26 protein-coding genes are annotated in these 24266 nt (G+C 61.4%); 15 read left to right on the top strand and 11 right to left on the bottom strand.

The genetic code is table 11. The features are described 5' to 3' along the window. Positions 1-37: 37 nt before the first annotated feature. The 3 genes from rpsT to mutM all read right to left on the bottom strand — a co-directional run bounded on the left by rpsT (position 38) and on the right by mutM (position 2205). Positions 38-313 carry a 30S ribosomal protein S20 gene (gene rpsT, locus AC13RC_RS29480; RefSeq protein ID WP_004108374.1) on the bottom strand — a complete coding sequence of 92 codons (276 nt, stop codon included), beginning with the start codon at positions 311-313 and terminating at the stop codon, positions 38-40. 193 nt (positions 314-506) lie between these two features. Then, complete coding sequence (locus tag AC13RC_RS29475) at positions 507-1280, bottom strand: enoyl-CoA hydratase (protein ID WP_488559400.1); 774 nt, start codon at positions 1278-1280, stop codon at positions 507-509. A gap of 34 nt (positions 1281-1314) precedes the next feature. Next, positions 1315-2205 carry a bifunctional DNA-formamidopyrimidine glycosylase/DNA-(apurinic or apyrimidinic site) lyase gene (mutM, locus tag AC13RC_RS29470; RefSeq protein WP_488559399.1) on the bottom strand — a complete coding sequence of 297 codons (891 nt, stop codon included), beginning with the start codon at positions 2203-2205 and terminating at the stop codon, positions 1315-1317. 246 nt (positions 2206-2451) lie between these two features. Here mutM and ubiE point away from each other — a divergent pair, with 246 nt between their 5' ends. From ubiE to AC13RC_RS29415, 11 genes are all read left to right on the top strand, one after another. Next, positions 2452-3228 (top strand): bifunctional demethylmenaquinone methyltransferase/2-methoxy-6-polyprenyl-1,4-benzoquinol methylase UbiE, encoded by a 777-nt coding sequence (ubiE, locus tag AC13RC_RS29465; protein ID WP_488559398.1) that lies wholly within the window; start codon positions 2452-2454, stop codon positions 3226-3228. A gap of 62 nt (positions 3229-3290) precedes the next feature. Next, on the top strand, positions 3291-4865 hold the full coding sequence (gene ubiB, locus AC13RC_RS29460) for a 2-polyprenylphenol 6-hydroxylase (RefSeq protein WP_488559397.1): 1575 nt from the start codon (positions 3291-3293) through the stop codon (positions 4863-4865). A 209-nt stretch (positions 4866-5074) separates the two neighbouring features. Continuing rightward, entirely contained in the window at positions 5075-6658 is a 1584-nt protein-coding gene (locus AC13RC_RS29455; RefSeq protein ID WP_488559396.1) for an aromatic amino acid lyase, read from the top strand. Positions 6659-6685: 27 nt separating this feature from the next. Next, positions 6686-8068 carry a hydantoin-5-propionate amidohydrolase gene (gene ertD / locus AC13RC_RS29450; RefSeq protein WP_152095589.1) on the top strand — a complete coding sequence of 461 codons (1383 nt, stop codon included), beginning with the start codon at positions 6686-6688 and terminating at the stop codon, positions 8066-8068. Beyond that, positions 8068-9342 (top strand): Zn-dependent hydrolase, encoded by a 1275-nt coding sequence (locus tag AC13RC_RS29445; RefSeq protein ID WP_488559395.1) that lies wholly within the window; start codon positions 8068-8070, stop codon positions 9340-9342. Before ertD ends, AC13RC_RS29445 begins: the two co-directional genes overlap by 1 nt. A 3-nt stretch (positions 9343-9345) precedes the next feature. Next, positions 9346-10443 (top strand): thiohydantoin desulfurase, encoded by a 1098-nt coding sequence (gene ertC, locus AC13RC_RS29440; protein ID WP_488559394.1) that lies wholly within the window; start codon positions 9346-9348, stop codon positions 10441-10443. 84 nt (positions 10444-10527) lie between these two features. After that, positions 10528-10857 carry a TfoX/Sxy family protein gene (locus AC13RC_RS29435; protein WP_488559393.1) on the top strand — a complete coding sequence of 110 codons (330 nt, stop codon included), beginning with the start codon at positions 10528-10530 and terminating at the stop codon, positions 10855-10857. 239 nt (positions 10858-11096) lie between these two features. Next, entirely contained in the window at positions 11097-12758 is a 1662-nt protein-coding gene (gene ertB / locus AC13RC_RS29430; protein ID WP_488559392.1) for a thiourocanate hydratase, read from the top strand. A 124-nt stretch (positions 12759-12882) separates the two neighbouring features. Continuing rightward, the gene (locus AC13RC_RS29425) at positions 12883-13557 is read left to right on the top strand and encodes a spermidine synthase (RefSeq protein WP_113351341.1); all 675 of its coding nucleotides are present in this window, start codon (positions 12883-12885) and stop codon (positions 13555-13557) included. A gap of 65 nt (positions 13558-13622) precedes the next feature. Continuing rightward, positions 13623-13865 (top strand): type II toxin-antitoxin system antitoxin VapB, encoded by a 243-nt coding sequence (vapB, locus tag AC13RC_RS29420; RefSeq protein ID WP_113351342.1) that lies wholly within the window; start codon positions 13623-13625, stop codon positions 13863-13865. Next, entirely contained in the window at positions 13862-14266 is a 405-nt protein-coding gene (locus AC13RC_RS29415; protein ID WP_488559391.1) for a PIN domain-containing protein, read from the top strand. The genes vapB and AC13RC_RS29415 overlap by 4 nt, the downstream gene beginning before the upstream one ends. Here AC13RC_RS29415 and AC13RC_RS29410 read toward each other — a convergent pair. The 5 genes from AC13RC_RS29410 to AC13RC_RS29390 all read right to left on the bottom strand — a co-directional run bounded on the left by AC13RC_RS29410 (position 14263) and on the right by AC13RC_RS29390 (position 17257). Beyond that, positions 14263-14667 (bottom strand): GFA family protein, encoded by a 405-nt coding sequence (locus AC13RC_RS29410; protein ID WP_113231826.1) that lies wholly within the window; start codon positions 14665-14667, stop codon positions 14263-14265. The genes AC13RC_RS29415 and AC13RC_RS29410 overlap by 4 nt on opposite strands. 5 nt (positions 14668-14672) lie before the next feature. Then, positions 14673-15155: an SRPBCC family protein gene (locus tag AC13RC_RS29405; RefSeq protein WP_152093792.1), complete on the bottom strand. Its 483-nt coding sequence runs from the start codon at positions 15153-15155 to the stop codon at positions 14673-14675. Continuing rightward, entirely contained in the window at positions 15139-15480 is a 342-nt protein-coding gene (locus AC13RC_RS29400) for an ArsR/SmtB family transcription factor (protein ID WP_113329955.1), read from the bottom strand. The genes AC13RC_RS29405 and AC13RC_RS29400 overlap by 17 nt, the downstream gene beginning before the upstream one ends. Before the next feature lie 91 nt (positions 15481-15571). Beyond that, positions 15572-15958 (bottom strand): VOC family protein, encoded by a 387-nt coding sequence (locus AC13RC_RS29395; RefSeq protein ID WP_488559390.1) that lies wholly within the window; start codon positions 15956-15958, stop codon positions 15572-15574. 15 nt (positions 15959-15973) lie between these two features. Further along, complete coding sequence (locus tag AC13RC_RS29390) at positions 15974-17257, bottom strand: MFS transporter (RefSeq protein ID WP_488559389.1); 1284 nt, start codon at positions 17255-17257, stop codon at positions 15974-15976. Between the two features lie 96 nt (positions 17258-17353). On the opposite strand from AC13RC_RS29390, the gene AC13RC_RS29385 reads away from it, so the two are divergent. Beyond that, positions 17354-18229 carry a LysR family transcriptional regulator gene (locus AC13RC_RS29385; protein ID WP_488559388.1) on the top strand — a complete coding sequence of 292 codons (876 nt, stop codon included), beginning with the start codon at positions 17354-17356 and terminating at the stop codon, positions 18227-18229. A gap of 45 nt (positions 18230-18274) precedes the next feature. Here the strand turns inward: AC13RC_RS29385 and AC13RC_RS29380 are convergent, their stop codons facing one another. Beyond that, positions 18275-19186 (bottom strand): LysR family transcriptional regulator, encoded by a 912-nt coding sequence (locus AC13RC_RS29380; protein ID WP_488559387.1) that lies wholly within the window; start codon positions 19184-19186, stop codon positions 18275-18277. Positions 19187-19305: 119 nt separating this feature from the next. On the opposite strand from AC13RC_RS29380, the gene AC13RC_RS29375 reads away from it, so the two are divergent. After that, on the top strand, positions 19306-20070 hold the full coding sequence (locus AC13RC_RS29375; protein WP_488559386.1) for an SDR family oxidoreductase: 765 nt from the start codon (positions 19306-19308) through the stop codon (positions 20068-20070). 141 nt (positions 20071-20211) lie between these two features. Here AC13RC_RS29375 and AC13RC_RS29370 read toward each other — a convergent pair whose 3' ends face one another. Beyond that, the gene (locus AC13RC_RS29370; protein ID WP_488559413.1) at positions 20212-20658 is read right to left on the bottom strand and encodes a nuclear transport factor 2 family protein; all 447 of its coding nucleotides are present in this window, start codon (positions 20656-20658) and stop codon (positions 20212-20214) included. Between the two features lie 236 nt (positions 20659-20894). Here AC13RC_RS29370 and coaBC point away from each other — a divergent pair, with 236 nt between their 5' ends. Beyond that, entirely contained in the window at positions 20895-22106 is a 1212-nt protein-coding gene (gene coaBC, locus AC13RC_RS29365) for a bifunctional phosphopantothenoylcysteine decarboxylase/phosphopantothenate--cysteine ligase CoaBC (RefSeq protein ID WP_488559385.1), read from the top strand. Here coaBC and AC13RC_RS29360 read toward each other — a convergent pair. Beyond that, the gene (locus tag AC13RC_RS29360; protein ID WP_488559384.1) at positions 22093-22908 is read right to left on the bottom strand and encodes a class II glutamine amidotransferase; all 816 of its coding nucleotides are present in this window, start codon (positions 22906-22908) and stop codon (positions 22093-22095) included. The two genes, coaBC and AC13RC_RS29360, sit on opposite strands and share 14 nt — an antisense overlap. Before the next feature lie 549 nt (positions 22909-23457). Here AC13RC_RS29360 and otsB point away from each other — a divergent pair. Beyond that, positions 23458-24252 (top strand): trehalose-phosphatase, encoded by a 795-nt coding sequence (gene otsB / locus AC13RC_RS29355; RefSeq protein ID WP_488559383.1) that lies wholly within the window; start codon positions 23458-23460, stop codon positions 24250-24252. Positions 24253-24266: the final 14 nt, after the last annotated feature.

Genomic DNA, 24266 nt, shown 5'->3' with positions numbered 1-24266 from the left:
CGGGCTTAACTCTAACGATTAAATCGTTAACGAAAGATTATGCAGTCGGGGCCGAAAGGGCCTTCACACGCTTGGCAAGACGCGAAACCTTGCGGGAAGCGGTGTTGGCGTGAAGCACGCCCTTGGTGGCTGCGCGAGCCAGTTCCGGCTGAGCAGCAACGAAAGCTGCCTTTGCGCGATCTGCATCACCCGATGCAATGGCTTCTTCGACCTGGCGAACGAACGTGCGAACGCGCGAGCGACGAGCCTTGTTGACATCGGTGCGGCGGGCGATCTTGCGGGTCGCTTTTTTCGCCGAGGTAGTATTGGCCATGTATGCCTCTCTTAGAATTCGAACAAAACTCCATCCTTGCGGCGCGGGCCCCATGGCCACTTCATCCAGCAATGCGGGAGCAATTGCGGAAAACCAGAGCGGCTTTCCAAACTGTGGCGGGCATATAACCGGAATGAGCCGCGTCGTCAACGCGGATTCTCGTCAAACCCGCGTAATTCCTGAATCCCGACCCTTAGCGGTTCTTGAAGGCCGGCTTGCGCTTCTCGACGAAGGCCGCCATGCCCTCCTTCTGATCCTCTGTGGCAAACAGGCTATGGAACAGGCGGCGTTCGAAGCGCAACCCCTCCTCAAGCGTGGTTTCGAAAGCGCGGTTGACCGCTTCCTTGGCCATCAGCACCGAGGGAAGCGATAGCGATGCGATCTTGGCGGCGGCGGCCAGCGCTTCGTCCAAGAGCTTGTCCGCCGGCACGACACGCGCCACCAAGCCCGAACGCTCCGCCTCCTCCGCATCCATCATCCGGCCTGTTAATACCAGGTCCATTGCCTTTGCCTTGCCGACCGCGCGCGTGAGACGCTGTGAGCCGCCCATGCCAGGGATGACGCCGAGCGTGATTTCTGGCTGGCCGAATTTGGCGGTCTCCGATGCGATGATGAAATCGCACATCATCGCCACCTCGCAGCCGCCGCCGAGCGCAAAGCCGCTGACCGCCGCGATAACGGGCTTGCGGGCATTGGCGATCTCGGCCCAGCCGCTGAAGAAGTCATTCTTGTAAGCGTCGACGAAATCGAGCGACTGCATTTCCTTGATGTCGGCGCCGGCGGCAAAGGCCTTTTCCGAGCCGGTGAGCACGATCGCGCCGACGGCATCATCGAGATGAAAAGCGGCATAGGCCTGCTTTAATTCGGAGAGGACCGTTGAATTCAGCGCATTCAGCGCCTGCGGCCGATTGATCCTGATGAGACCGACGGCCCCATGTGTTTCGACGATGAGGGTTTCGTAAGCCACGTCTCTCTCCCTTTTACCAGCTTTGGACCTTCAATCAGCCTTGGCAGGAGGCGCAGTAGAAAGAAGAGCGCCCCGCCTGGACGATGCGACTGACCGTACCGCCGCAACCCGGCGTGCTGCAAGGCTGGCTTTCACGATCATAGACGGAAAAGGAATGCTGGAAATAGCCGAGCGAACCGTCCGTCTGGATATGATCGCGCAACGACGAACCGCCTGCGGCTATCGCATCGGCAATGACCTCGCGAATCGCCTCGACCAGCGCCAGCAGCGCTTCGGTCGGTTTGCCGGTATCCATAACCAGCGTGCCGGCGACACGCAACGGCGACAGGTGAGAGCGCCACAGCGCCTCGCATACATATATATTGCCGAGACCGGCGATGTTCTTCTGGTCCAGCAGCGCGCTCTTCAGCGGCTGCGCCTTGCCGGCGAAACGCTTAGCCAGATAATCGGCATCGAGTTCATTACCCGTGGGTTCCGGCCCGAGATCGCGGAAGAAGGGATGGCTGGCCATCTCGGTCCGCCTGACCATGTCCATGAAGCCAAAGCGACGTGGGTCATTATAGATGACGCGCGCATCACCGCCAGCGCTCGCCAGATGGAAGACCACATGATCGTGCTTCTCGTCCTTGGAACGGAGATGATGGAATTCGCCCGGCGTTCGCGCTTCCCGACCGGCTTCGACCCGAAACGAACCGGACATGCCGAGATGCGCGACGATCGTCTTGCCATCGTCGAGATCGATCAGCAGGTATTTCGCACGGCGCGACAGCGACGCGATGCCGCGACCCGACACGGCCTCAGCGAAATCGACAGGGAAAGGAAAGCGCAGATCGTTGCGGCGCAGCTCCAATTCCTTGAGAACCGCACCTTCCATGGAAGGTGCCAGCCCGCGTCTGACGGTTTCGACCTCTGGTAATTCCGGCATGGCTATCCATCTTTATGTTTCAACCGCTTATGATCTGAGCTATAGCCCAAGGCATTGCGGCTGGTGATCTGGCTGATGAGATAGCGTGGCAAACGCGATTTCGCTATGGTCCGCCGCTGAATACTGCATAATTCCTTAGACCGGAATCGATTTAAGGAGAGAATTATGCAGCAAGTTTAAAATGTTACAGCGACCTTTACGCGCCATAAATGACGCGCGGCGCTGTAATGTAACGGAGTTGAGCCGATGGCAGACAGCCGCACCTCCGCCGATGGCGGCATGGAAACATCCTATGGCTTCCGCGAAGTAGCCGATGGTGAAAAGCAGGGCCTCGTCAACGAGGTGTTCCACAAGGTCGCCAAGCGCTACGACGTCATGAACGACGTCATGTCCATGGGCATGCATCGCGCCTGGAAGGATGCGATGGTCGCGGCGCTCAACCCGCGCAAGGATCCCGCCTACAAGGTGCTCGATGTTGCCGGCGGCACGGGCGATATCGCCTTCCGTATCGTCGAGGCCTCAAACGGGCTGGCGCACGCGACGGTGCTCGACATTAACGGCTCGATGCTGGCTGTCGGCGCTGAGCGTGCGGAGAAAAGGAAGCTCTCCGACAATCTCACCTTCGTCGAGGCGAATGCCGAGGAACTGCCTTTCGAGCCGAATTCCTTCGACGCCTATACGATCGCCTTCGGCATCCGCAACGTTCCGCATATCGATGTGGCGTTGAAGGAAGCCTATCGCGTGCTGAAGCGCGGCGGCCGGCTGCTCGTGCTCGAATTCTCCGAAGTCGATCTGCCGCTGCTCGACCGCGTCTACGACGCCTGGTCCTTCAACGCCATTCCCAAATTCGGCAAGGCGATCACGGGTGATGCCGAGCCCTATCAATATCTGGTGGAATCGATCCGCAAGTTCCCGAACCAGCAGGACTTCGCGACGATGATCCGCGAGGCCGGCTTCTCGCGCGTGAGCTTCACCAATTACACCGGCGGCATTGCCGCGCTGCACTCCGGCTGGAAGCTCTGAAGCATGATATCCAGTCACCCGATCCGGCTTTTGGCCTCCATATTCCGAGACCTTGAGACGATATGAGTGCTTTCAGCGCATATTTCGGCCTTGTTCGGGTCGGCTGGGTGCTCGTGCGCGAAGGCGTGGTCATGGCGCTGCCATCGGAAGGGCTGCCGCCCTCCGTCAGCATCGCCAAATCTTTCGTCAGCATCTTTGCCCGCCGCAAGGCGAAGAGCCAGGCCCGCAGCGACCGGCTTGCTCAGGCGGTCGAGCGGCTCGGGCCTTCCTATGTGAAGATCGGCCAGTTCCTGGCTACCCGACCCGATGTCGTCGGCGTCGATATGGCAAACGACCTGTCGAAGCTTCAGGACAGGATGGCTTTTTTTCCGCATACTATGGCGACGGCGGCGATCGAGGCGTCGCTCGGGCGGCGGATCGACGATCTCTACGCCAGCTTCGGCGAGCCGATTGCCGCCGCGTCGATAGCGCAGGTGCATCCGGCGGAGGTCGACACGGCCGAAGGGCGCAAGCGCGTTGCCGTCAAGGTGGTCCGGCCTGGCGTGCGCCAGCGTTTTTCTAACGATATCAAGGCAATGTATCTCGTGGCGGGTATGCAGGAGCGGTTCATGCCCTCCAGCCGGCGCCTCCGGCCCGTGGAAGTGACCAAGACGCTCGAGCAGACCACGAAGGTCGAGATGGATCTGCGGCTGGAAGCCGCCGCGCTCTCCGAGATCGCCGAAAACACCGAGAAGGATCCCGGCTTCCGCGTTCCGAAGGTCGACTGGGAACGCACCGGCCGCGACGTCATCACCATGGAGTGGATCGACGGCGTGAAGATGTCCGACGTCGAGGGACTGAAGGCCGCCGGACACGATCTCAACGCACTCGCCGATACGCTGATCCAGTCCTTTCTGCGTCACACGCTGCGCGACGGCTTCTTCCATGCCGACATGCACCCCGGCAATCTCTTCGTCGATCCCACGGGCATGATCGTCGCCGTCGACATGGGCATCGTCGGCCGTCTCGGAAAGAAGGAGCGCCGCTTCCTCGCCGAAATCCTGTACGGCTTCATCACCCGCGATTATATCCGGGTGGCCGAAGTACATTTCGAAGCCGGCTACGTACCCGCCCATCACAATACCGAGAGTTTTGCGCAGGCCATCCGTGCCATCGGCGAGCCAATCCATGGCCAGCCGGCTGAAACCATCTCCATGGGCAAGCTTCTGACTCTGCTCTTCGAAGTGACCGAACTCTTCGACATGGAAACGCGGCCGGAGCTGGTGATGCTGCAGAAGACAATGGTCGTGGTCGAGGGCGTATCGCGCATGCTCAATCCGCGCTTCAACATGTGGAAGGCGTCCGAACCGGTGGTCGGCGACTGGATCCGCACCAATCTCGGCCCGAAGCGGATCATGACAGATCTGAAGGATGGTTTGAAGGCAGCCGTGAAGCTCGCCGAAGCCGCGCCTGAGATTGCGGCCAAGACCGAAAAATTCCACCACGAACTGCTGCATATGAGCGAAAACGGCCTGCGTTTCGATCCGCAGACCGCCGAAGCGATCGGCAAGGCCGAGGCCAAGCACAGCCGCTCCGGCCGCTTCGCACTTTGGGTGATTGCGCTGACGCTGCTTTATATCGCCTGGCATCTTGGCTGATCGCCAAGCTTTCTGATGCTTCTTTCTCGCCTCGGCCGAAATAGCTTGGCCGGTGCGGGAAGCCGCATGCGCGCGCAAACATAGAGTTGCGCGATGTGTGCACTCGTCTCAAAATCAGTCTGTCCGGCACGGATCAAGGTGTTCGCCATTTGGGATATCCCACTGACGATAAGGCTCGCATAGCCTTGCAAAAAAGGAGAACAGCAGAGATGGAGCGTCAGAGAGCCGGCATCGAACTCACCGGACAACCCCTTGGGTTCAGCGATCTGGTGCGGATCGGCGCGGGGGCGGTCCTGCCGTCGGCATCAGAAAGCGGCATGGCGCGGGTGCGACTGGCGCGCAACGTTCTCGAAAGCACCATTCAATCGGGCATGCCGGTCTACGGCTCGACAACGGGTGTCGGAGCCATGAAAGATGTCGAATGGTCCCCCGAGGATCTCGATGCCTTCAATCTCGGTCTCGTGCGCGCCCATCATTTCGGCACAGGCGCCCCCTTCTCCATGTCGGTCGTCCGCAATGCCATGGCGATCCGCGTCAACACGGCTCTCACCGGTCAGGTCGGTTGTTCGCAAGAACTGATCGAAGCCTATCTGCAGCTCTTGAGCTCGGATGTCATTCCCGTCGTCAGGCGCACGGGCTCGATCGGCTGCGCGGATATCGGTCTGATGGGCCAGATCGGCGCGGTTCTGACTGGCGTTGGCGAAGCCGTCTATCGCGGCCGGCGCATGCAGGCTGCCGATGCCTTCGATGCCGCCGGTATCGCTCCCGTCAGGATGATGCCCCGCGACAGCCTGGCCTCGCTCAGCGTCAATGCGGTCAGCTTCGCAGCCGCTGCAGAGACGACCCGCAACGCCGCCGCCTCGATCCGTGTGCTGCTGGCAACCGGCATGATGGCGGCCGGCGCGCTCGGCGCTTCGCGCGATCCGTGGATTTCCGTGCGCCATGTCGGCACCGCGCGCGAAGCACTGATCGGTGCCTGGCTCTGTAACGCCTCGGAAGAATGGCCCTGGCCGGTTGCGACCCATGTGCAGGACCCGTTGAGCCTGCGCATGATCGCCCAGGTCTTCGGCGCCGTCATCGAAAATCTCCTGACCGCCGGCCATAAGATTCTGGCCGCGACCGGCCGTTCGGATGACAACCCGGTCATCGTCGACGGTCGCGTGATGACCTCAGGCGGCTCTCTTCCGCTCGATGTCACCGTGCTTCTGGAAGCGGCGGTCATCTGCATGGCCCATGCCGCCCGCAATGCCTTCAATCGCTGCGTCCTGCTCGGCAACGGCCAGCGGCGCGGCCTGCCCGTCAATCTCGTGCCGGAAGGCAGGATCGCGACCGGCTTCGGTCCGATCATCAAGCTCGCCGGAGAGATCTTCTCGCGCGTGCTCTCCATGTCCAATCCGGTCTCGGCACAGTCGCTGGTGGTTGCGGCAGGTATGGAGGACGAAGCCGCCTTCCTGCCGCTTGTGATCGAACGTTTCGAGCGGCAGATGCGGGCGCTGAAGCGTCTTGCCGCGCTCGAGGCCCTGCTGTCGGCGCAAGCGATGGATATTCTCGGCGACAAGCCTGAGGGCGTTGCGCGCATGCTCTATGACGTGGTGCGCAAGCATGCCGACTTCTATGTGGTCGACCGGCCACTTTCGGCCGAAGTCGAGGCGATCGAGGAGGAGCTCGGCTCGGAGTCCTTCGTCTCTGAATTGATCGCCCATAAGCCGATCATCGCCTATGATGACTTCTTCGCGCTCGGCTCGCTGGAGCGGGTCGAAGAGCGGCTTTATCACGACACCATTGCCATCTGAACCAACCGACGAGCGGAGAGAACGCACATGGCCGATTTCGATCTTGTTCTGCAAGGCACTGTGGTTCTGCCTGAACGCATCGTGGAAGCCGGCTATGTCGCCGTGCGTGACGGCAAGATCGCCGAGATCGGCATCGGCGTGCCTCCGGCCGCACGCGAGCGGCACTTACTCGGCAAGGCGCTGATCCTGCCTGGCGCAATCGACGCGCAAGTGCATTCGCTCTCTCAGAAGGATCAGGAGGATTTCGTCTGGTCGACGCGCTCGGCAGCCGCCGGCGGCGTCACCACCATCGTCGACATGCCCTATGACGAAGGCAATCTCGTCTGCTCGGCAGCGGCGGTGAAGAAGAAGATCGACCATGCCGCGCCGCAATCGCGCGTCGACTTTGCCCTCTACGGCACGGTCGATCCGGAAGAAGGCCCGGCGCGCATCGCCGAGATGGTCGAGGCCGGTGTCGCCGCCTTCAAATTCTCCACCTTCGGCACCGACCCCAAGCGTTTCCCGCGCATTCCGCCCGCCCTGCTCGATGCGTGCTTTGCCGCCATCGCGCCCACGGGCCTGACAGCCGGCGTGCACAACGAGGATGACGAAGCAGTCCGCACCTACATGGAGCAGGTGAAGGCGAGCGGTATCACCGACTATCGCGCTCACGGCCTGTCCCGCCCGCCTATCACCGAGCTTCTGGCCATGCACACGATCTTCGAGACGGGAGCGGATACCGGCTGCCCAGCGCATGTCGTACATTGCTCGCTCGGCCGCGGCTATGACATCGCCCGCGCCTATCGCCGCGACGGCTTCGAAGCGACGGTCGAGTGCTGCATCCATTACCTGACGCTCGATGAGGAAAACGATGTGCGGCGCCTTGGCGGCAAGGCGAAAATTAATCCACCGATCCGCCCCCGCGCCGAAGTAGAAACCTTGTGGCGCAAGGTGGCGGAGGGCAATGTCTGGCTCGTCTCGACCGATCATGTCAGCTGGTCGGAAAACCGCAAAACCAATCCGGATATGCTGGCGAATGCTTCCGGCGTGCCGGGACTGGAGGTCATGGTGCCGCTCTTCGTAAAGGGTGCTCTGGAGCGCGGCGTGCCGCTGACCTGGGCGGCGAAGCTGATGGCGGAAAACCCAGCTAAGCATTTCCGCCTCGACCATATCAAAGGCGCGCTGACGCCGGGCAAGGACGCCGATATCGTCGTTCTGGAACCGCGCGAAACGATCTATGACGCGGCGGCCAGCGGCAATAACGTCGTCGGCTGGAGCCCCTATAACGGCATCCGCCTGCCCTGGACTGTGTCCGCCGCCTATCTTAGAGGCAAGCAGATCACCGAGGGACAGAAGGTGCTGGCCGAACCCGGCTCCGGCAGCTTTGTCCGTCCCTTGCCTCGCCAAGTCATTGCCGGAGATGCAGCCTGATGACCGAAACCAAGCGCCACAACCTGCCCGTAAACGCCGACCGTATCGCCGAGGATATCGATGCGCTGGCCGGCATCACTGATCCGGGCCACCCGTGGACGCGCCGCGCCTTCTCGCCGCTCTTCCTCGAAGGGCGCGCCTATATCGAAGCACGGATGAAGGCGGCAGGGCTTGAGACCCGCATCGACGCCGCCGGCAATCTGATCGGCCGGCGTACCGGCGCCAAGCCTGGCCTCGGAACGATCCTTGTCGGCTCGCATTCCGACACCGTGCCCGACGGGGGCCGTTTCGATGGCATTGCCGGCACGATCGCAGCGCTCGAAGTTGCGCGCTCCTTGAAGGATCGCGGCATCGAGCTCGACCATGATCTGGAAATCGTCGATTTCCTCGCCGAAGAAGTCAGCATCTTCGGCGTCTCCTGCATCGGCAGCCGCGGCATGACCGGGCAGATCCCCGAGGCGTGGCTCTCCCGTGTCAGCGGCGACCGCACGCTTTCGCAGGGCATTGCCGAGGTTGGCGGCGATCCCTCCGTGCTGCTCTCCCAGAAACGGCCGGATCTCGCCGGCTTCCTGGAGCTGCATATCGAGCAGGGCCCGGTGCTGGAAGCCGAGAACAAGGATATCGGCATCGTCACCGCGATCGCCGGCATCACCCGCATCGAAATCACCGTGGAAGGCCGCGCCGACCATGCCGGCACGACGCCGATGGACCGCCGTGCTGATGCGCTGGTGGCGGCCTCGCAGCTCGTCCTCGATATTCGTCAACGCGCGGCGGAGCAGGCAAAAACGCCGGGTCATTTCGCCGCGACCGTGGGCGAATTCCGCATCGAGCCGAATGCCGCCAATGTCGTGCCATCCAAGGTCGTGCTCCTGATCGACGGCCGCGCCGAAATTCGCAGCGACATGGAGGATTTCCTGGCCTGGATCGACGGTGAGGTGAAGACCATCGCCGCCGATTATGGCGTGACGATCAACCCGCCGGTGCGTGTCTCCGACAACATGCCGACGCCGGGCGCTCCGGTACTGCTCGAAACGCTCGAACGCGCCTGCGAGACTGTCGGCGCCAAACATCGCCGTATGGCCTCCGGCGCCGGCCACGACACGGCCTGGATCGCCAAGGTCGCTCCATCAGCCATGATCTTCGTGCCCTGCAAGGAAGGCCGCAGCCATTGCGCCGAGGAATGGGCCGAGAATGACGACATCGCCATGGGCGCCGCCGTGCTTTTCGAAGCGGTGCGCGACATGGACAAGAACCTCAAACAGAACCGGGAGTAGCCGATGGGACGCATACTCGTTGCCAAGGATGTGGAAGCGGCCGTCAAGGGCGGCTCCGTTTACGCCGCAGGCGGTGGCGGCTGGGCCGATCATGGCCGCATGCTCGGCTATGCTGCCGTCAATGTCGGCAAGCCGGAGCTGGTGTCGATCGACGAATTGAACGACAATGACTGGATCGCCACGGCTGCTGCCATCGGCGCGCCGGCCTCCACCACCCCCTGGGAAATGCAAGGCATCGATTACGTGAAAGCCGTGCAGCTGCTGCAGGACGAGCTTGGCGAAAAGCTTTCCGGCCTGATCATCGGCCAGAACGGCCGGTCTTCGACACTGAATGGCTGGCTGCCGTCGGCCATTCTCGGAACGAAGGTGGTGGATGCCGTGGGTGACATCCGCGCCCATCCGACTGGTGATATGGGATCGATCGGCATGGCGGGTTCGCCCGAGCAGATGATCCAGACCGCAGTCGGCGGCAATCGCGCCGAGAACCGCTATATCGAACTGGTCGTGAAGGGCGCGACGGCGAAGATTTCGCCGATCCTGCGTGCGGCCTCCGATCAGTCCGGCGGCTTCATCGCCTCCTGCCGCAACCCACTTCGCGCTTCCTACGTCCGCACCCATGCGGCGCTCGGCGGCATCTCCATGGCGCTTTCGCTCGGCGAGGCAATCATCGAGGCGGAAAAGAAAGGTGGCAGCGCCGTCATCGATGCCATCTGCAAGACCACAGGTGGCCATATCCTGGCTGAAGGTACGATCACAAAGAAGGACGTCGTTTACACCAAGGAAGCCTTCGACATCGGCACCATTACGGTCGGCAGCGGCGACAAGGCCGTCATCATGCATGTGATGAACGAATACATGGCCGTCGAGGATGCCAACGGCAAGCGCCTGGCAACCTTCCCCTCCGTCATCACCACGCTGTCGCCGGAAGGCGAACCCTTGAGCGTCGGCCAGCTGCACGAGGGTATGACAGTCTTCATCCTGCATGTACCGATGGATATCATTCCGCTGTCTGCCAGCGTGCTCGACCCCACGGTCTATCCCTCTGTCGAAAAGGCCATGGGGATCGAGATCGCGAAATACGCCCTAGAGACAAAGAAATAGAGCATGATGTCGTCCGAAAACCGCCTACACTTTTCGGCATCACGCTCTGCCGGCAAGAAAGGCTGAAAAGCGCAGGAGGCTTGAATGGCCCGCGACGCCGGTCTCGAAGAATTGCTGAAAGAAGAGCTTGGGGAACGTCCAGGACTCAGCGAAAAAGGAATGTTCGGCGGCTGGGCCTTTCTGCTCAATGGCCATCTCATGTGCGGCGCCCGTGATGATGGGATGCTGATCCGCCTTGGCAAAGGCAACGATGCCTGGGCGCTGGAGCAGCGTGACGTCAAACCCATGCAGTTGGGCGGCCGAAAAATGCTGGGATGGGTGCGCGCCGGGCCGGAAGCTTATGGCAATGACATGCTGCGCAAGCGGCTGCTTCTGGCTGCACTGGACTTCGTCGAAGGCCTGCCGCCGAAGTGAACGCCTATTGAAGAACACTCCTCTTCTCTCCAGCGGGGGAAGATATCCATCAAGAAAGATGAGGGGGTGAGCGACTAAGGAGCGAACGTCTGAGCGGTACGCGAAGACGATATGTGCCGCATCGCCCCCCTCATCCGACACTTCGGGTCACCAACCGGGGTCGAGCCACGGGTCTCGACCCGTCCTTCGAACCCCCGCTGGGGAGAAGGAGAGACTATCAAACAAGAGGAAAAGCAATCATGCCGAAAGCCAATCCACGTCACCCGAAATTCCCCCTCCCGGGCGGGCCGGAGCTGCGTGCCAAGGGCTGGCGACAGGAGGCCCTGTTGCGCCTGCTCGAAAACGTGCTTTCGGTCGGTGAAGATCCCGACAATCTCGTCGTCTACGCCGCCCTCGGCAAGGCAGCGCGCAACTGGGCGGCGCATAAGGGCATCGTCAAGGCGCTGACCGAAATGGATGAGAACCAGACCCTGCTCATCCAATCCGGCAAGCCGATTGGCCTCATCCGCACGCATGACAAAGCGCCGCTCGTTATCATGGCGAACTGCAACATCGTCGGGCAATGGGCGAAGGCTGAAGTCTTCTACGAATTGCAGCGCAAGGGCCTAATCTGTTGGGGTGGCCTGACGGCCGGCGCCTGGCAATATATCGGCAGCCAGGGCGTGATCCAGGGTACCTATGAAATCTTCATGCGCATCGCCGAGCGCCGCTTCGGCGGCGATCTCTTCGGCCGTTTCGTGCTGACGGCGGGTCTCGGCGGCATGGGCGGCGCGCAGCCGCTCGCCGGCCGCATGGCGGGGGCAGCGATCCTCTGCGTCGATATCGATGCCGAGCGCGCCAAGAAGCGCAAGGATATCGGCTATCTGCAGGAAATCGCACCCGATCTCGATTCGGCGCTGGCGATGATCGACGCGGCGGTGAAGGAGAAGCGGGCGCTTTCCGTCGGCCTCGTCGGCAATGCGGCCGAGATCTATCCCGAGATCGCCCGGCGCGGCATCGTGCCCGATATCGTCACCGATCAGACCTCAGCCCACGATCTCGTCTATGGTTATGTGCCGAAGGGCATGAGCCTGCAGCAAGTTCGGGATCTCCGCGACGATGGCCAGGGTCAGCTCATGGCTGCAAGCCGCGCCTCGATCGTCGAGCATGTGAAGGCCATGCTGGGCTTTCAGAAAAAGGGCTCCGAAGTCTTCGACAACGGCAACCTCATCCGTACCCAGGCGAAGGAAGGCGGCGTCGCCAATGCCTTCGATATTCCGATCTTTACCGAAGCCTATCTGCGGCCGCTCTTCTGCCGTGCCATCGGGCCCTTCCGCTGGATGGCGCTTTCAGGCGAGGAAAGCGATATCGCCCGCATCGACGATCTGCTGCTGGAAATGTTCCCGGACAACAAGATTATCACCAACTGGATCAAGCTTGCCCGCCAGCACGTGCCTTTCGAAGGGCTGCCGGCGCGTATTGCCTGGCTCGGCCATGGCGAGCGCACGGCGCTTGCCCGCCGCGTCAACGAGCTTGTGGCAAGCGGCGAGCTGAAGGGTCCGATCGCCTTCTCGCGCGACCATCTCGATGCCGGCGCCATGGCGCATCCGAACATCATGACCGAGCGCATGAAGGACGGCTCCGACGCCATCGCCGACTGGCCGCTGATCGACGCCATGATGCTCTGCTCGTCCATGGCCGATCTTGTCGTCGTCCATTCCGGCGGCGGCGGCTATGCCGGCTACATGACGAGCTGCGGCGTTACCGTGGTCGCCGACGGCACGCAAGCCGCCGACGAACGGCTTGACCATGCGCTGACCAACGACACGGCGCTTGGCGTCATGCGCTATGCCGATGCCGGCTATGAGGAAGCGCTTGATGAAGTTGCGAAAAAGGATGTGCCGTATATCCGGCTTGGATAGCGGCATCTGTTCTTGGCGGCCTTGAAAGACTATGGTCCCGGGCAATTCGAAACGACCTGTTTTACACGCAGTTCCGGACGAAAAGCCGCTAAGCTTTTGCTGGAATTGCTTAGGAGAATTGCCCGTGATCCCCTGGACCTTGCTTGACACTGCGAAAATCCCCGGCGGCGGCGAGCTGCGCCTGAAGCAGCGTGGCCAGGAATTTTCCATCATGCTCGGCACCAACGAGCTGATGAACAGCCGGCTGAGCGGCTCCGAACGGGCGCTGGCCACGCTTTCCTGCGAGAAGATCAAGGGCCGGAAGGCGCCACACATATTGATCGGCGGCCTCGGCATGGGCTTTACCCTGCGGGCGGCACTCGGCGAACTCGGCGCAGACGCCAAGGTCACGGTCGCGGAACTGGTGCCGGCTGTCGTGTCATGGGCACGCGGGCCGATGGCAACGGTCTTCGACGGCTGCCTCGATGATCCGCGTGTCGCCATTCATGAAGGCGATGTGCGTCCACTCATCCGCGCTCGCAAGGCGGCCTACGACGCCATTCTGCTCGATGTCGACAACGGGCCGGATGGCATCACATCCGAAGCCAATGACGGCCTTTACGATTATCAGGGCCTGAAAGCGGCGCGCGATGCGCTGCGTTCCGGCGGTGTCCTCGCCGTCTGGTCTTCGGGACCCGACGACCGCTTCACACGGCGGCTGCGCGACAGCGGTTTTGCCGCCGAAGTGGTCAATACGCGCGCCAATGGCAAGACAGGCGCGCGCCACGTCATTTGGCTCGCGACAAGATCGGGATCGTAACGCCTCGAATTGAAATCAGACCTGAGATGCTATATATCAATGTCATATCTCAAGGGAGTTATGGCATGGACACCGCAAAGATCTTCTGGTCCGGCCGCTCGCAGGCCGTGCGCTTGCCGAAGGAATTCCGCCTCGACGGCGAGGAAGTGCGCATCCGCCGGCAGGGAAAGGCAATCATTCTGGAGCCGATCCCCGAAGATTGGGACTGGCTGGAAGCCGTAACAGGCCCGATCGATGATGACTTTGTAGAAGCAGCGACCGAGCAACCGGCTGAGCAGCAACGCCCCGAGTTGGATATCTTCAAGTGAAATATCTGCTCGACAGCAATGCCGTCATCGCGCTGATGAAAGGACACCCGGGCTTCGTCAACGAGCTTCGCAGGCACAAGCCGCAGGATTTCGCCATTCCGGCCATCGTCGCACACGAACTGTTTTATGGTGCCTATAAGGGGCAGCGCGTTTCCGACAATCTGGCACGTGTCGATGCCTTGCAATTCGAGACGCTGGATTTCGATAAGCAAGATGCCCGTGTAGCCGGCGAAATTCGAGCGGCCCTTGCTTCCCTCGGCACACCGATCGGTGCCTATGACGTTTTGATCGCGGGACAGGCGGTCGCCCGCGATCTGATCCTGATAACGCACAATGTCAGAGAATTTGAACGCGTCCCCAAGCTACGTTTCGAAGACTGGGAGTCCTTGCCAAGCGGCTAAAGATAACGCGTTTCTTCCGGTGCACGATCGAAGCGGTCGTCGCGGCCATCGAAGTAGCCGACGGGAAGCGAGGCGAGTTCCTCATCGGTGGCATCGTCCAGGCAGCTGATGCTGATCGCATAGAACTTGCCGCCGAGGGCCGGATTTTCACCCCAGTTGAAGGAGCTGATGCCGCAATTTTTGCAGAAGAGGTGATGCAGGATGCGCGGGCCGAATTGATATTCGCCGATGCTGTCCTCACCCGAGGTCAGGCGGAAATCGGCCGGCGTGGCGACAGCCAGCCAATTGCGCTTCTTCTTGCAGATCGAGCAATTGCACTTGAAGGTGCCACCCTGCAGATCGAGATCGGCTTCGTAGCTCACCGCGCCGCAATGGCAGCTTCCATGATAGGTCTTCTTCATCACTCTCATCCTTCCCTTGAGGTGGCTTCTGCGTAAGCGACATATTTATCTAAGGCCTGTTCCCAGCCGCCGGTCTGCAGCTTCAGTTCGGTCTCGTCAGGCAATTCGGCCTTTCGGAAGACGAGGCGCGTCTTCTCGCCAAGCTCATGGAATTCCACGGTCACCTGCATCGGATGTTCGGCCCTACCCTCCTGATTTTCCCAGGCGAAGGTGAAGACGAGGCGCTCGGGCGGGACGATCTCCAGATAGCGGCCATGGCTCCAATATTCCTTGCCCTCCGGTGTCAGAATGCAGTGCCGCCAGGCGCCCCCTTCCCGCAGGTCGACAAAGACGGATGGCGTCGTCATGTTCTGGGGCGCCCACCAACGCACCATATGCTCCGGCTCCGTCCAGAGACGGAACAGCAAGTCGCGCGGTGCGGCTATTTCGCGGGTCAGCACGATCTCGCGTAGCGGCCGCATGCTGCCGCCCTCAATTGCTGGGGTCATCCATTCCTCCCTTTTGCAATAGCGCCGCATAGGCTTCCAGGCGATCGAGATTGTCGTTCCAGAACTGCCTGTAGCTTTCCAACCAGTCATCCACCTGCCGCAGCGGCTTGGGCTCCAGCCGGCAGGGTCGCCATTGCGCTTCCCTTCCCTTCGAAATCAGGCCGGCTCTCTCCAGCACCTTCAGATGCTTGGAAACGGCGACCAGCGACATATCGAAGGGTTCGGCCAGTTCCGAGACGGATGCCTCACCGGTCGCCAGCCGCGCCAGGATCGCCCGGCGGGTAGGATCGGCAAGAGCCGAGAGGGTTGTGCTCAATGTGTCCATACGACTCAATAAACCATAAAGTTAATTAACTTATTGGTTTAATATATGGCGCAAGCAAATGATGTCAAGAAGGGCTTTCTGACGCCCGATCTCAGGGAATGACGTTGGACACTTCGATCAGGTTTTGATCGGGGTCGCGGAAATAGACCGAGAGAATGGGGCCGGTCGCACCGGTTCGGCGCACCGGGCCCTCTTCAATTACAACGCCCTCTGCCTGCAAGTGAGCAATGACCTCATCCAGAGGCGTTGTGCTGATGAAGCAAAGATCGGCCGAGCCCGGTGTCAGCCGTTCAGCCTTAGGCTCGAATTCATGTCCGGCGCGATGCAGATTGATCTTCTGATTACTGAAGGTCAGGGCCTTGCGGCCTTCCCCGAAAGTTTCAACGCCCATTCCGAGGACACGGGCATAGAAATCGCAGGTCTCCTCGATGCTTGCGACCGTGAGCACCAGATGATCGAGATGGTCGATAAGGATCATGACGGCTCCCCGGCCTCAACGGCGCGCCAGCTTGGCGACGACAAGGGCGCTGACGAGACAGAGTGCCAGCATGACGAGGATGAAGGCGACCACGGCATTCCAGCCATCGGCAAGCCAGAAATAGCCGCCGACCGAGCCTGCAATGCTGGAGCCGAGATAATAGGCCAGCAGGTAGAGCGAAGAGGCATGGCCCTTGAAGCCATGGGCCAGCCGCCCCACAAGCGCGCTGGCGACGGAATGGGTCATGAAGAAACCGATCGTCACCAGGATGATGCCGAGAATGATCAGCGGCAAGGAGCTGGAAAGCGTCACCGCCGCCCCGAGCGCGGCGATCAGCACGCCCACCGGCAGCACGACGAAATGGCCGATGCGATCGCCGAGCAGGCCAGCCGCCCAGGACGCGACGATGCCGAAGAGATAGGCGGTGAAGATCAGACCCAATTCAGTCTGGCTGAGATCATAGGGGTCAGCGACCAAACGGAAGCCGGCATAGTTATAGACGGTGACGAAGGAGCCCATGACGAGAAAGCCGATGGCGAAGAGCAGCGGCAGCGCCGCATTGCTGAAGTGACCGCTCCAGGCCTTCAGGTGGAAGGCAACATCAAAACCCTTACGCGGGGTGAAATTGCGCGAAGGCGGCAGGAGATAGAGGAAGCCGACGGCGGCGACAAGGCCGAGAATGCCGACCGCTGCCAATGCCGGCCGCCAACTCAGATATTCGGCGATCGTACCGGTCACCACGCGCCCGGCCATGCCGCCAAAGGCGTTGCCGGCGATATAGAGGCCCATGGCGCCGCCGAGGCCGCGCGGTTCGATTTCCTCGGCCAGATAGGTCATGGCGACAGCTGGCACGCCGCCCAAGAGAAAGCCCTCGAGAGCGCGGACGGCGAGAAGCATATGCCAGCTTGGCGACACCGCGCAGATGATCGTGCAGACGGCCGCGCCGAGCAGCGAAATGAACATCAGGCTGCGGCGGCCGAGGCTTTCGGAAACGGCGGCTGCGCCGAAGATCGCGAAGGCCAGGAAGCCAGTCGAAAGCGAGAGCGAGAGCGAGCTTGCAGCCGGCGTGACACCGAAATCCTCAGAGAAGATCGGCATCAGCGGCTGGACGCAATAGAGCAGCGAGAAAGTGGCGAAACCGGAGAGAAACAGCCCAATGGTCGCGCGGCGGAAGGCAGGCGTACCGCGCGTCAGAAACTGGCGGGTCTCGGTCGGCGGCTCGTTCCTGACGAGTGTCAATTCGGGACCAGACGAAACTTCGGAGGCAACGATTTCCTGCTTGCCAGCGGCGCGAGACATGGGGAACCCAACCTTTCTTACCCTGGAATCTAGCCAGACCAGCTCCATTAGTCCAATATATGGAACAGGCGATCTCAATAGCTTTTGGAGATAGCGATGGAGCTGCGTCATATCCGCTATTTTCTGGCACTGGCAGAAGCGGGAAACTTCACCCGCGCGGCGGCCAGTCTCGGCATCGGCCAGCCGCCGCTCAGCCAGCAGATCCGGGACCTGGAAAACGAGGTGGGCGCGCAACTGTTCCATCGTGTGCCGCATGGCGCAGAACTGACGGCTGCCGGCGAGGCTTTTCTGGCCGAGGCGAGGACGGCGATCGATGCTGCGGAAAAGGCGAAGCTCGCGGCCCAGCGCGCCAATCGCGGCGAGATCGGCCGCCTGTCGCTCGGCTTTACCGCCTCCTCCGCTTTCAACACCATCGTCACATCAACCATTCGCGAGTTTCGGCGGCACTGGCCGGAGGTGCGGCTGTCACTCACAGAGATGAACACCAATGCGCTGATGGAGCGTCTGACACGCGGTGAGATCGACGCGGCCTTCATTCGTCCGGGTCTGGAGGATCCGCGGGATGTTCGCCTGAAGCGCTTTGCCGACGAACCGATGCTGATCGCGCTGCCGGCCCATCATCCGCTGGCGAAAAAGGAACGCGTGCCGGTTGCGGCACTCGCGGGCGAACCATTCATTCTCTTTCCGCGCATGGTGGGGCTCAGCCTCTACGACGATATCGTTGGTGCTTGCCGCGAAGCCGGCTTCGACCTCGTGGTGACGCAGGAGGCGCCGCAGATCCCCTCCGTCGTCAATCTCGTCGCCGCAAACTTAGGCGTTTCCATCGTTCCGGCTTCGATCGCACAGATCAAGCTCGACGGCGTCGCCTATCGGCAAATCGATGGGCCGCCCGTCGTAGCGCGGCTCGGCCTCGCCAGCCTCAAGGCGCAGCGATCACCTGTTATCGCCAATCTCATGAGCCTGATTGCGTAATTATTTGTTTTCACGCAATTCCGGACGCAAAACCACTTCCCACTTTTACTGGAATTGCTCCCGCTCCCAATAAGGCGGATCGCCGAACGCCTTCTTCAGATGATCGGCGGTGGCGCGCAGCTTGGCCGAGGGATTGCGTCCCTCCGGATGGGCCATGAAGATGAACTCCGGTTCCGGCCGGTAGCCGACGTCGATCTCGACAAGCCGCCCCTCCCTCACCGAAGGCCCGGCAATGAAGGCCGGCAGCAAGGCGATACCCAGGCCGGCAATCGCGGCATCGTGGAGGACATCACCATTGTTGACGCCCAGCGCCAGCTTCGCACGAATGACGACGGCGCCCTCTGGTCGCTCGAAACGCCAGTCCGCGACGCCGCGATTGGTGTAGAAAATCCCGCGGTGATCCTCGAGATCGGAGAGCGAAGCGGGTTTGCCGTGACGGGTGAGATAATCCGGCGAGGCCACGAGAAGGCGGCGGCTGCGGGCGAGCTTCCAGGCGACGAGGCGCGAGTCGGCGATCTGGCCATGGCGTATGATCGCATCATAGCCATCCGAAGCGGCATCGACCCGACGGTCGTCGAGATCAAGCGTCAGCTCGATCTCCGGATGATCGGCGAGAAACGGATAGAGGGCCGGCCCCAGATGCAGGCGGCCGAAGGTGACGGGTGCGGCAATGCGCAGAGGCCCCATCAGCGTGCCGCGCCGCTCGGCAAGATCGGCCGCCGCCTCGCGCACCTCCTGCGCGATGCGTGTAGCGCGCTGCAGGAAAGCGGTGCCATCTTCCGTCAGCGTCAGCTTGCGGGTCGTGCGATGAAGCAGGGTTGCCCCCAATGCTTTCTCCATTTCCGACAGGCGCTCGCTGACCACGGATTTCGACAGGCGCAGGCGCCGCGCCGCCTCGCTGATCGAGCCGGCCTCGGCTACAGTTACGAACGTCACGATCCCGTCGATCTTTAACATCGTTCGGAAACTCCGAATTCGAATTCCTCTTTTTGAAGACTAATCCGAACGATCGGAAAAGGCCATCTTCCTCGTATCGGACAAACCGAAAGACACGTCCTCACACAGGAGATGGAACAATGAACCGCTTGAATGGAAAAGTCGCAATCGTCACCGGCGCCAGTTCCGGCATCGGCCGCGTCACGGCAAAGCTCTTTGCCGCCGAAGGCGCAAAGGTTGTCGTCGGCGCCCGCCGTGTTGCGGAGCTGGAAAGCCTTGCCGCTGAGATCAAGGCGGCCGGTGGAGAAGCAGCCGTCTTGGCCGGCGATGTGCGCTCGGAAGACTATCACAAGGCGCTGGTCACCCTTGCAGTCGAGCGTTACGACAAGCTTGATATCGCCTTCAACAATGCCGGCACGCTCGGCGAGGCCGGTCCCAGCACCGAGGTTTCGGAGGCAGGCTTTTCCGAAGCGCTGGCGATCAACCTCACCGCGTCCTTCCTAGCCGCCAAGCACCAAATCGGCGAAATGATCAAGCACGGCGGTGGTTCCGTGATTTTCACGTCGACCTTTGTTGGCCATACCGTGAGCTTCCCGGGCGTTGCCGCCTATGCCGCCAGCAAATCCGGCCTGATCGGCCTGACGCAAACGCTCGCCGCCGAATTCGGCCCGCAGAATGTCCGCGTCAATGCCGTCCTGCCAGGCGCGGTCGATACCGATATGTATCGCGATATGAACGACACGGCCGAAAAGCAGGCTTTCATCACCAACCTGCATGCGCTGAAGCGCGTCGCCGGCCCGGAAGAGATCGCTCGCTCGGTCCTTTATCTCGCCTCCGATGACGCAAGCTTCGTGAGCGGCACGGCATCGCTCGTCGACGGCGGCCTGTCGATCACGCGTACCTGACCGAGTGTTTTGCCGACACAATGATCGCGCCGGCAGCTTCGGAACGCGGACGTAATCCCGCAACATAGGAAATGGTTGCGGGATCAGGTCGCTCGAATGCTTTGAATGAGCCGCGGATTCTATTTCCCACGGCCTTTCCGCTCAGAACATCGTATTGCTGTTCTTCGAGGTCTCGGGGATCGGCTGCACCGAGTCCCAATGTTCCTGGATCTTGTTGTCCTCGACGCGGAAGATATCGACGATGGCGCTGCCGCGGTCGCCCGGCTGGCGAATGGCGTGGACGCGCAGGATCACATAATCGCCATCGACCATCACGCGCTTGATCTCGCTCTTCGACTGCGGATAGTTTTTCTTTAGGTACTCCAGGAAACCGCGCAGGCCTTCGGGGCCATCGGCGGCAAGAGGATTATGCTGGATGTACTTGCCGAGATACCTGGAAGCCGCGTCGAAATCCTTGTCGTTCAGCGCCTTCTGGTAGAAGTCCAGAACGATTTCCTTGTTCTTCTGCTCCTGTGGTGAATAGGCACGCTCGGCAAAGGCCGGCATGGCGGCAGCCAAGATTGGCAGGGCGATGACCGCGACTTTCATCAGTTTCAAGACGTTACTCCTTTGGTCGTTAACACGTTCACTTTCGTCGAGGGCGAAGATGCCCGCAAATGACAAGTCGGTGATGCCAACGTGATCATTGGCTGCAAATAGCCAAAAATCCGATCGCCCGCATCGCAATCACCGACACGCCGAGCTCGATGGAAGCACGCGGCGATTGCCTATGACACACCAAAGGCTTAGGCTTGTCGGCAAAAGAACAGGCGACGGGTTCAGGCATGGTTCTCGCAGGAAAGCGCATCCTTCTCATTATCTCCGGCGGTATCGCGGCCTATAAAAGCCTCGATCTCATCCGCCGGCTGCGCGAGCGTGGCGCAAGCGTCCGGCCCGTGATGACGGCTGGTGCGCAGCAGTTCATCACGCCGCTTGCCGTCGGCGCGCTGGCCGCCGACCATGTCTTCACCGATCTGTTTTCACGAGAGGATGAGCAAGATGTCGGCCATATCAGGCTGGCGCGCGACTGTGATCTCGCGCTGATCGCGCCGGCGACTGCCGATCTGCTCGCCAAGATGGCGAACGGGCTGGCCGACGATCTCGCCTCGACCATATTGCTCGCCACCGACCGGCCAGTCCTCGCAGCCCCCGCGATGAACCCGAAGATGTGGGCCCATCCCGCCACCAGGCGCAACGTCGAAACTCTACGCAGCGACGGCATCGCCTTCGTCGGTCCTATGACCGGCGAAATGGCCGAGAGCGGCGAGAGCGGCGCTGGCCGGATGGCGGAGCCGCTCGATATCGTCGCCGCCGTCGAGCGTCGGCTGGACGACGGCGCCAAGCCGCTTGCCGGCAAGAAGGCAGTCGTGACCTCCGGGCCGACGCATGAACCGATCGATCCCGTGCGCTATATCGCCAACCGCTCGTCGGGACGGCAGGGCCATGCCATCGCAGCGGCCCTTGCGGCACTCGGCGCCGATGTCACCCTCGTCTCCGGCCCGGTTACCATACCCGATCCGGTCGGCCTCAACGTCATCCACGTCGAGCGGGCGGATGAGATGCGCGATGCGGTGCTTGCGGCCCTTCCGGCCGATATCGCCGTGATGGTGGCGGCGGTTGCAGACTGGCGCGTCGCTTCCGCATCGGACCAGAAGATCAAGAAACATCCGGGCGAGTCGATCCCAACGCTGGCACTCACTGAAAACCCGGACATATTGAAAACCGTCGGCCACCATACGCAGCGGCCGAAACTCGTCATTGGCTTTGCGGCCGAAACGCAGGATGTCGAGAGCAATGCCCGCGCCAAGCTGGAGCGCAAGGGCGCCGACTTCATCGTCGCCAACGATGTCTCGCCCGCAACCGGCATCATGGGCGGCACGCGCAACCGCGTGAAGATTATCAGCCATCACGGCGTCGAGCAGTGGCCGGATCTCGACAAAGATGAAGTAGCGATGCGGCTGGCGGCGCTGATATCGGAACAGTTCAAGCAGGGATAGCAGCAGGAGTGCGGGTCTCTCCGGCGGCATGCTCTTCCGGCTGGAAGGGCGTGACATGGACGCCCGTGTCGTCGATCAGAACGGCGCTGCCATCGGGGATCTCGCGCCAGGCATCGACATCGTCGTTCAGCGGCTCCGATACGAGGCAGTAGCCTGACCCAACCGGCGAGGCATAGAGCGTCGGCGCCTTGCGATCGGTCGCATAGCGGATGGCGTAGAGCGACTTGCCGTCGGAGAAGGCCGCCGTGAATCGCACCAGTACCGAACCCGTCAGATGCAGCGACAGGCCTTCGACGAAGCCGATGGTCTGAGCGATCGCCGCCGTCGGATTTGTCATGAGACCGAATTGCATCGCCAGCAGGAACAGGAGCTCGGAATCGGTGGTGCCGCTGCGGGCATGGAACAGCCGGTCGTCGAGCATGGCTTCCATCGGCCGGCGCAGGCGGTCGAAATTTGAAATCTGGCCATTGTGCTGGAATGACCAGTTCTCGAAAACAAAGGGATGGCAATTGTCGCGGCGCGTGCCGCCGCCTGTGGCAGCACGGACATGGGCTAGGAAGAGCGGCGAACGGATCTGCCGCGCCAGGCTCTTCAGATTGCAATCGGACCAGGCGGGCAGGATATCGCGGTAACGGCCCGGTTCCGGCCGATCGCCATACCAGGCGATGCCGAAGCCATCACCATTGGTCGCCGTCTTGGCGCGCGTGGCGCAATGGGATTGTTCGATCAGGGAGTGGGCCGGCGAAGACACCAGCTCCTCCAGATAGAGGGGGTCTCCACGATAAGCTGCCCAGCGACACATGCGTCTTCTACTCCGATTCCCGCCTGTGTTCCTGTCTCGCGGGAGAATGGCAAATCTTGGACGATTGTTTATGCGGAATGGGTAATAAAGTCTTAATTTTCCATGCCGTGCGGCGCAAGATGACAGATATTTGACGCTTCGTCCGTTCACGTTTCGCATCGCAACATTTTCTTCGTGAAGGCCGCTACGGCAGGGCTCTTGCTAGAGATGCGGCGGGCAACACATTTCACTGCGACAATAAGTGTGAAGCTCCCCAAGGCCGTTCCTCTTGCATCAAGTCAAATTTGAGCTACGTTAAGCTTGTCTGAAACGTAACGAAAGGAAGGTGATCCAATGTCTAGTGAGATTTCGGTCTTTGTATACGGCATGGAAATGGTTGTGAGCGTTGCGAGGCAGCCCTCGCTCTGATCAACACCTTCCCGAAGCGTTCGCCGCTTCAGGCCAGTTACGGGCCAAAGCTCATGGGGGGTCGCTTAAGGCGGCCCCTTTTGATTTTGAGCTGTTATTTTTTGCCTTGCCAAACGAGAAGAGCGCCTTAGCTAACCCAGCATGTCTTCTCAGGAACAGCCCGAACAGGGTGAAGCCAAACAGAGGCCGCTGAACGAGCCGGCCCTTACCGCACTCTCATTGTATCCGCAGGACTGGGCCTTGTTCCTCGATATTGACGGAACCCTGCTCGATCTCGCCGAAAGGCCGGAAGCGATCGTCGTGCCCGACTATCTGCCCGGCACGCTGCATGCGCTCTCTCGTCAGCTTGGAGGCGCGCTCGCCTTGGTGACGGGCCGCGCCATCGAATTCGTCGATCCCGTTTTTGCCCCATTCCGCTTTCCCGTCGCCGGCTTGCATGGCGCGGAACGCCGCGATGCGGCGGGACGGCTGCGGCGCGCGCATATTCCGCCTGCCTTCCAGGAGATGAAGCAGGTCATTCGGCACGAAGCGCTCGCCTGGCCCGGCGCCATTGTCGAGGACAAGGGGGCTGCGGTCGCGGTTCACTTTCGGCACGCACCCGCATACGAGGCCGAAATCGGCGAAGTCATGCAACGCCATCTGGAGGAAGCCGGTCCCGACTGGAATCTGCAGCGCGGCAAGATGGTCCTCGAAATCTGCCCTTCCCACGCCAGCAAGGGACATGCCGTCGAGGCGTTTCTTGCCGAAACGCCTTTCGAGGGGCGCCGCCCGGTCGCGATCGGCGACGACGTGACCGACGAGACCATGTTTGCCGCCGCCAACCGTCTCGGCGGCCAATCCGTGCGCATCGGCGATGCCAACGGAAAAACACTGGCGCGTGCATCCATTGGCTCACCTGCGCGTTTAAGGGACGTGCTGGGAACGCTCGTCAAGTAATTTTCGATCATGGC

Source organism: Martinezella sp. CNPSo 3890, from assembly GCF_057784455.1.
This window is presented reverse-complemented; position numbering and strand designations above follow the sequence as displayed.

Coding starts and splice junctions, on each gene's coding strand:
- ubiB (WP_488559397.1), top strand. CDS start 3,291: ATGAGTGCTTTCAGCGCATATTTCGGCCTTGTTCGGGTCGGCTGGGTG.
- AC13RC_RS29435 (WP_488559393.1), top strand. CDS start 10,528: ATGGCCCGCGACGCCGGTCTCGAAGAATTGCTGAAAGAAGAGCTTGGG.
- AC13RC_RS29400 (WP_113329955.1), bottom strand. CDS start 15,480: ATGGACACATTGAGCACAACCCTCTCGGCTCTTGCCGATCCTACCCGC.
- AC13RC_RS29360 (WP_488559384.1), bottom strand. CDS start 22,908: ATGTGTCGCTGGGCAGCTTATCGTGGAGACCCCCTCTATCTGGAGGAG.
- AC13RC_RS29385 (WP_488559388.1), top strand. CDS start 17,354: ATGGAGCTGCGTCATATCCGCTATTTTCTGGCACTGGCAGAAGCGGGA.
- AC13RC_RS29380 (WP_488559387.1), bottom strand. CDS start 19,186: ATGTTAAAGATCGACGGGATCGTGACGTTCGTAACTGTAGCCGAGGCC.
- ertC (WP_488559394.1), top strand. CDS start 9,346: ATGGGACGCATACTCGTTGCCAAGGATGTGGAAGCGGCCGTCAAGGGC.
- AC13RC_RS29445 (WP_488559395.1), top strand. CDS start 8,068: ATGACCGAAACCAAGCGCCACAACCTGCCCGTAAACGCCGACCGTATC.
- AC13RC_RS29390 (WP_488559389.1), bottom strand. CDS start 17,257: ATGTCTCGCGCCGCTGGCAAGCAGGAAATCGTTGCCTCCGAAGTTTCG.
- ertB (WP_488559392.1), top strand. CDS start 11,097: ATGCCGAAAGCCAATCCACGTCACCCGAAATTCCCCCTCCCGGGCGGG.
- AC13RC_RS29395 (WP_488559390.1), bottom strand. CDS start 15,958: ATGATCCTTATCGACCATCTCGATCATCTGGTGCTCACGGTCGCAAGC.
- AC13RC_RS29370 (WP_488559413.1), bottom strand. CDS start 20,658: ATGAAAGTCGCGGTCATCGCCCTGCCAATCTTGGCTGCCGCCATGCCG.
- AC13RC_RS29410 (WP_113231826.1), bottom strand. CDS start 14,667: ATGAAGAAGACCTATCATGGAAGCTGCCATTGCGGCGCGGTGAGCTAC.
- AC13RC_RS29405 (WP_152093792.1), bottom strand. CDS start 15,155: ATGACCCCAGCAATTGAGGGCGGCAGCATGCGGCCGCTACGCGAGATC.
- ertD (WP_152095589.1), top strand. CDS start 6,686: ATGGCCGATTTCGATCTTGTTCTGCAAGGCACTGTGGTTCTGCCTGAA.
- AC13RC_RS29455 (WP_488559396.1), top strand. CDS start 5,075: ATGGAGCGTCAGAGAGCCGGCATCGAACTCACCGGACAACCCCTTGGG.
- mutM (WP_488559399.1), bottom strand. CDS start 2,205: ATGCCGGAATTACCAGAGGTCGAAACCGTCAGACGCGGGCTGGCACCT.
- ubiE (WP_488559398.1), top strand. CDS start 2,452: ATGGCAGACAGCCGCACCTCCGCCGATGGCGGCATGGAAACATCCTAT.
- rpsT (WP_004108374.1), bottom strand. CDS start 313: ATGGCCAATACTACCTCGGCGAAAAAAGCGACCCGCAAGATCGCCCGC.
- otsB (WP_488559383.1), top strand. CDS start 23,458: ATGTCTTCTCAGGAACAGCCCGAACAGGGTGAAGCCAAACAGAGGCCG.
- vapB (WP_113351342.1), top strand. CDS start 13,623: ATGGACACCGCAAAGATCTTCTGGTCCGGCCGCTCGCAGGCCGTGCGC.
- coaBC (WP_488559385.1), top strand. CDS start 20,895: ATGGTTCTCGCAGGAAAGCGCATCCTTCTCATTATCTCCGGCGGTATC.
- AC13RC_RS29375 (WP_488559386.1), top strand. CDS start 19,306: ATGAACCGCTTGAATGGAAAAGTCGCAATCGTCACCGGCGCCAGTTCC.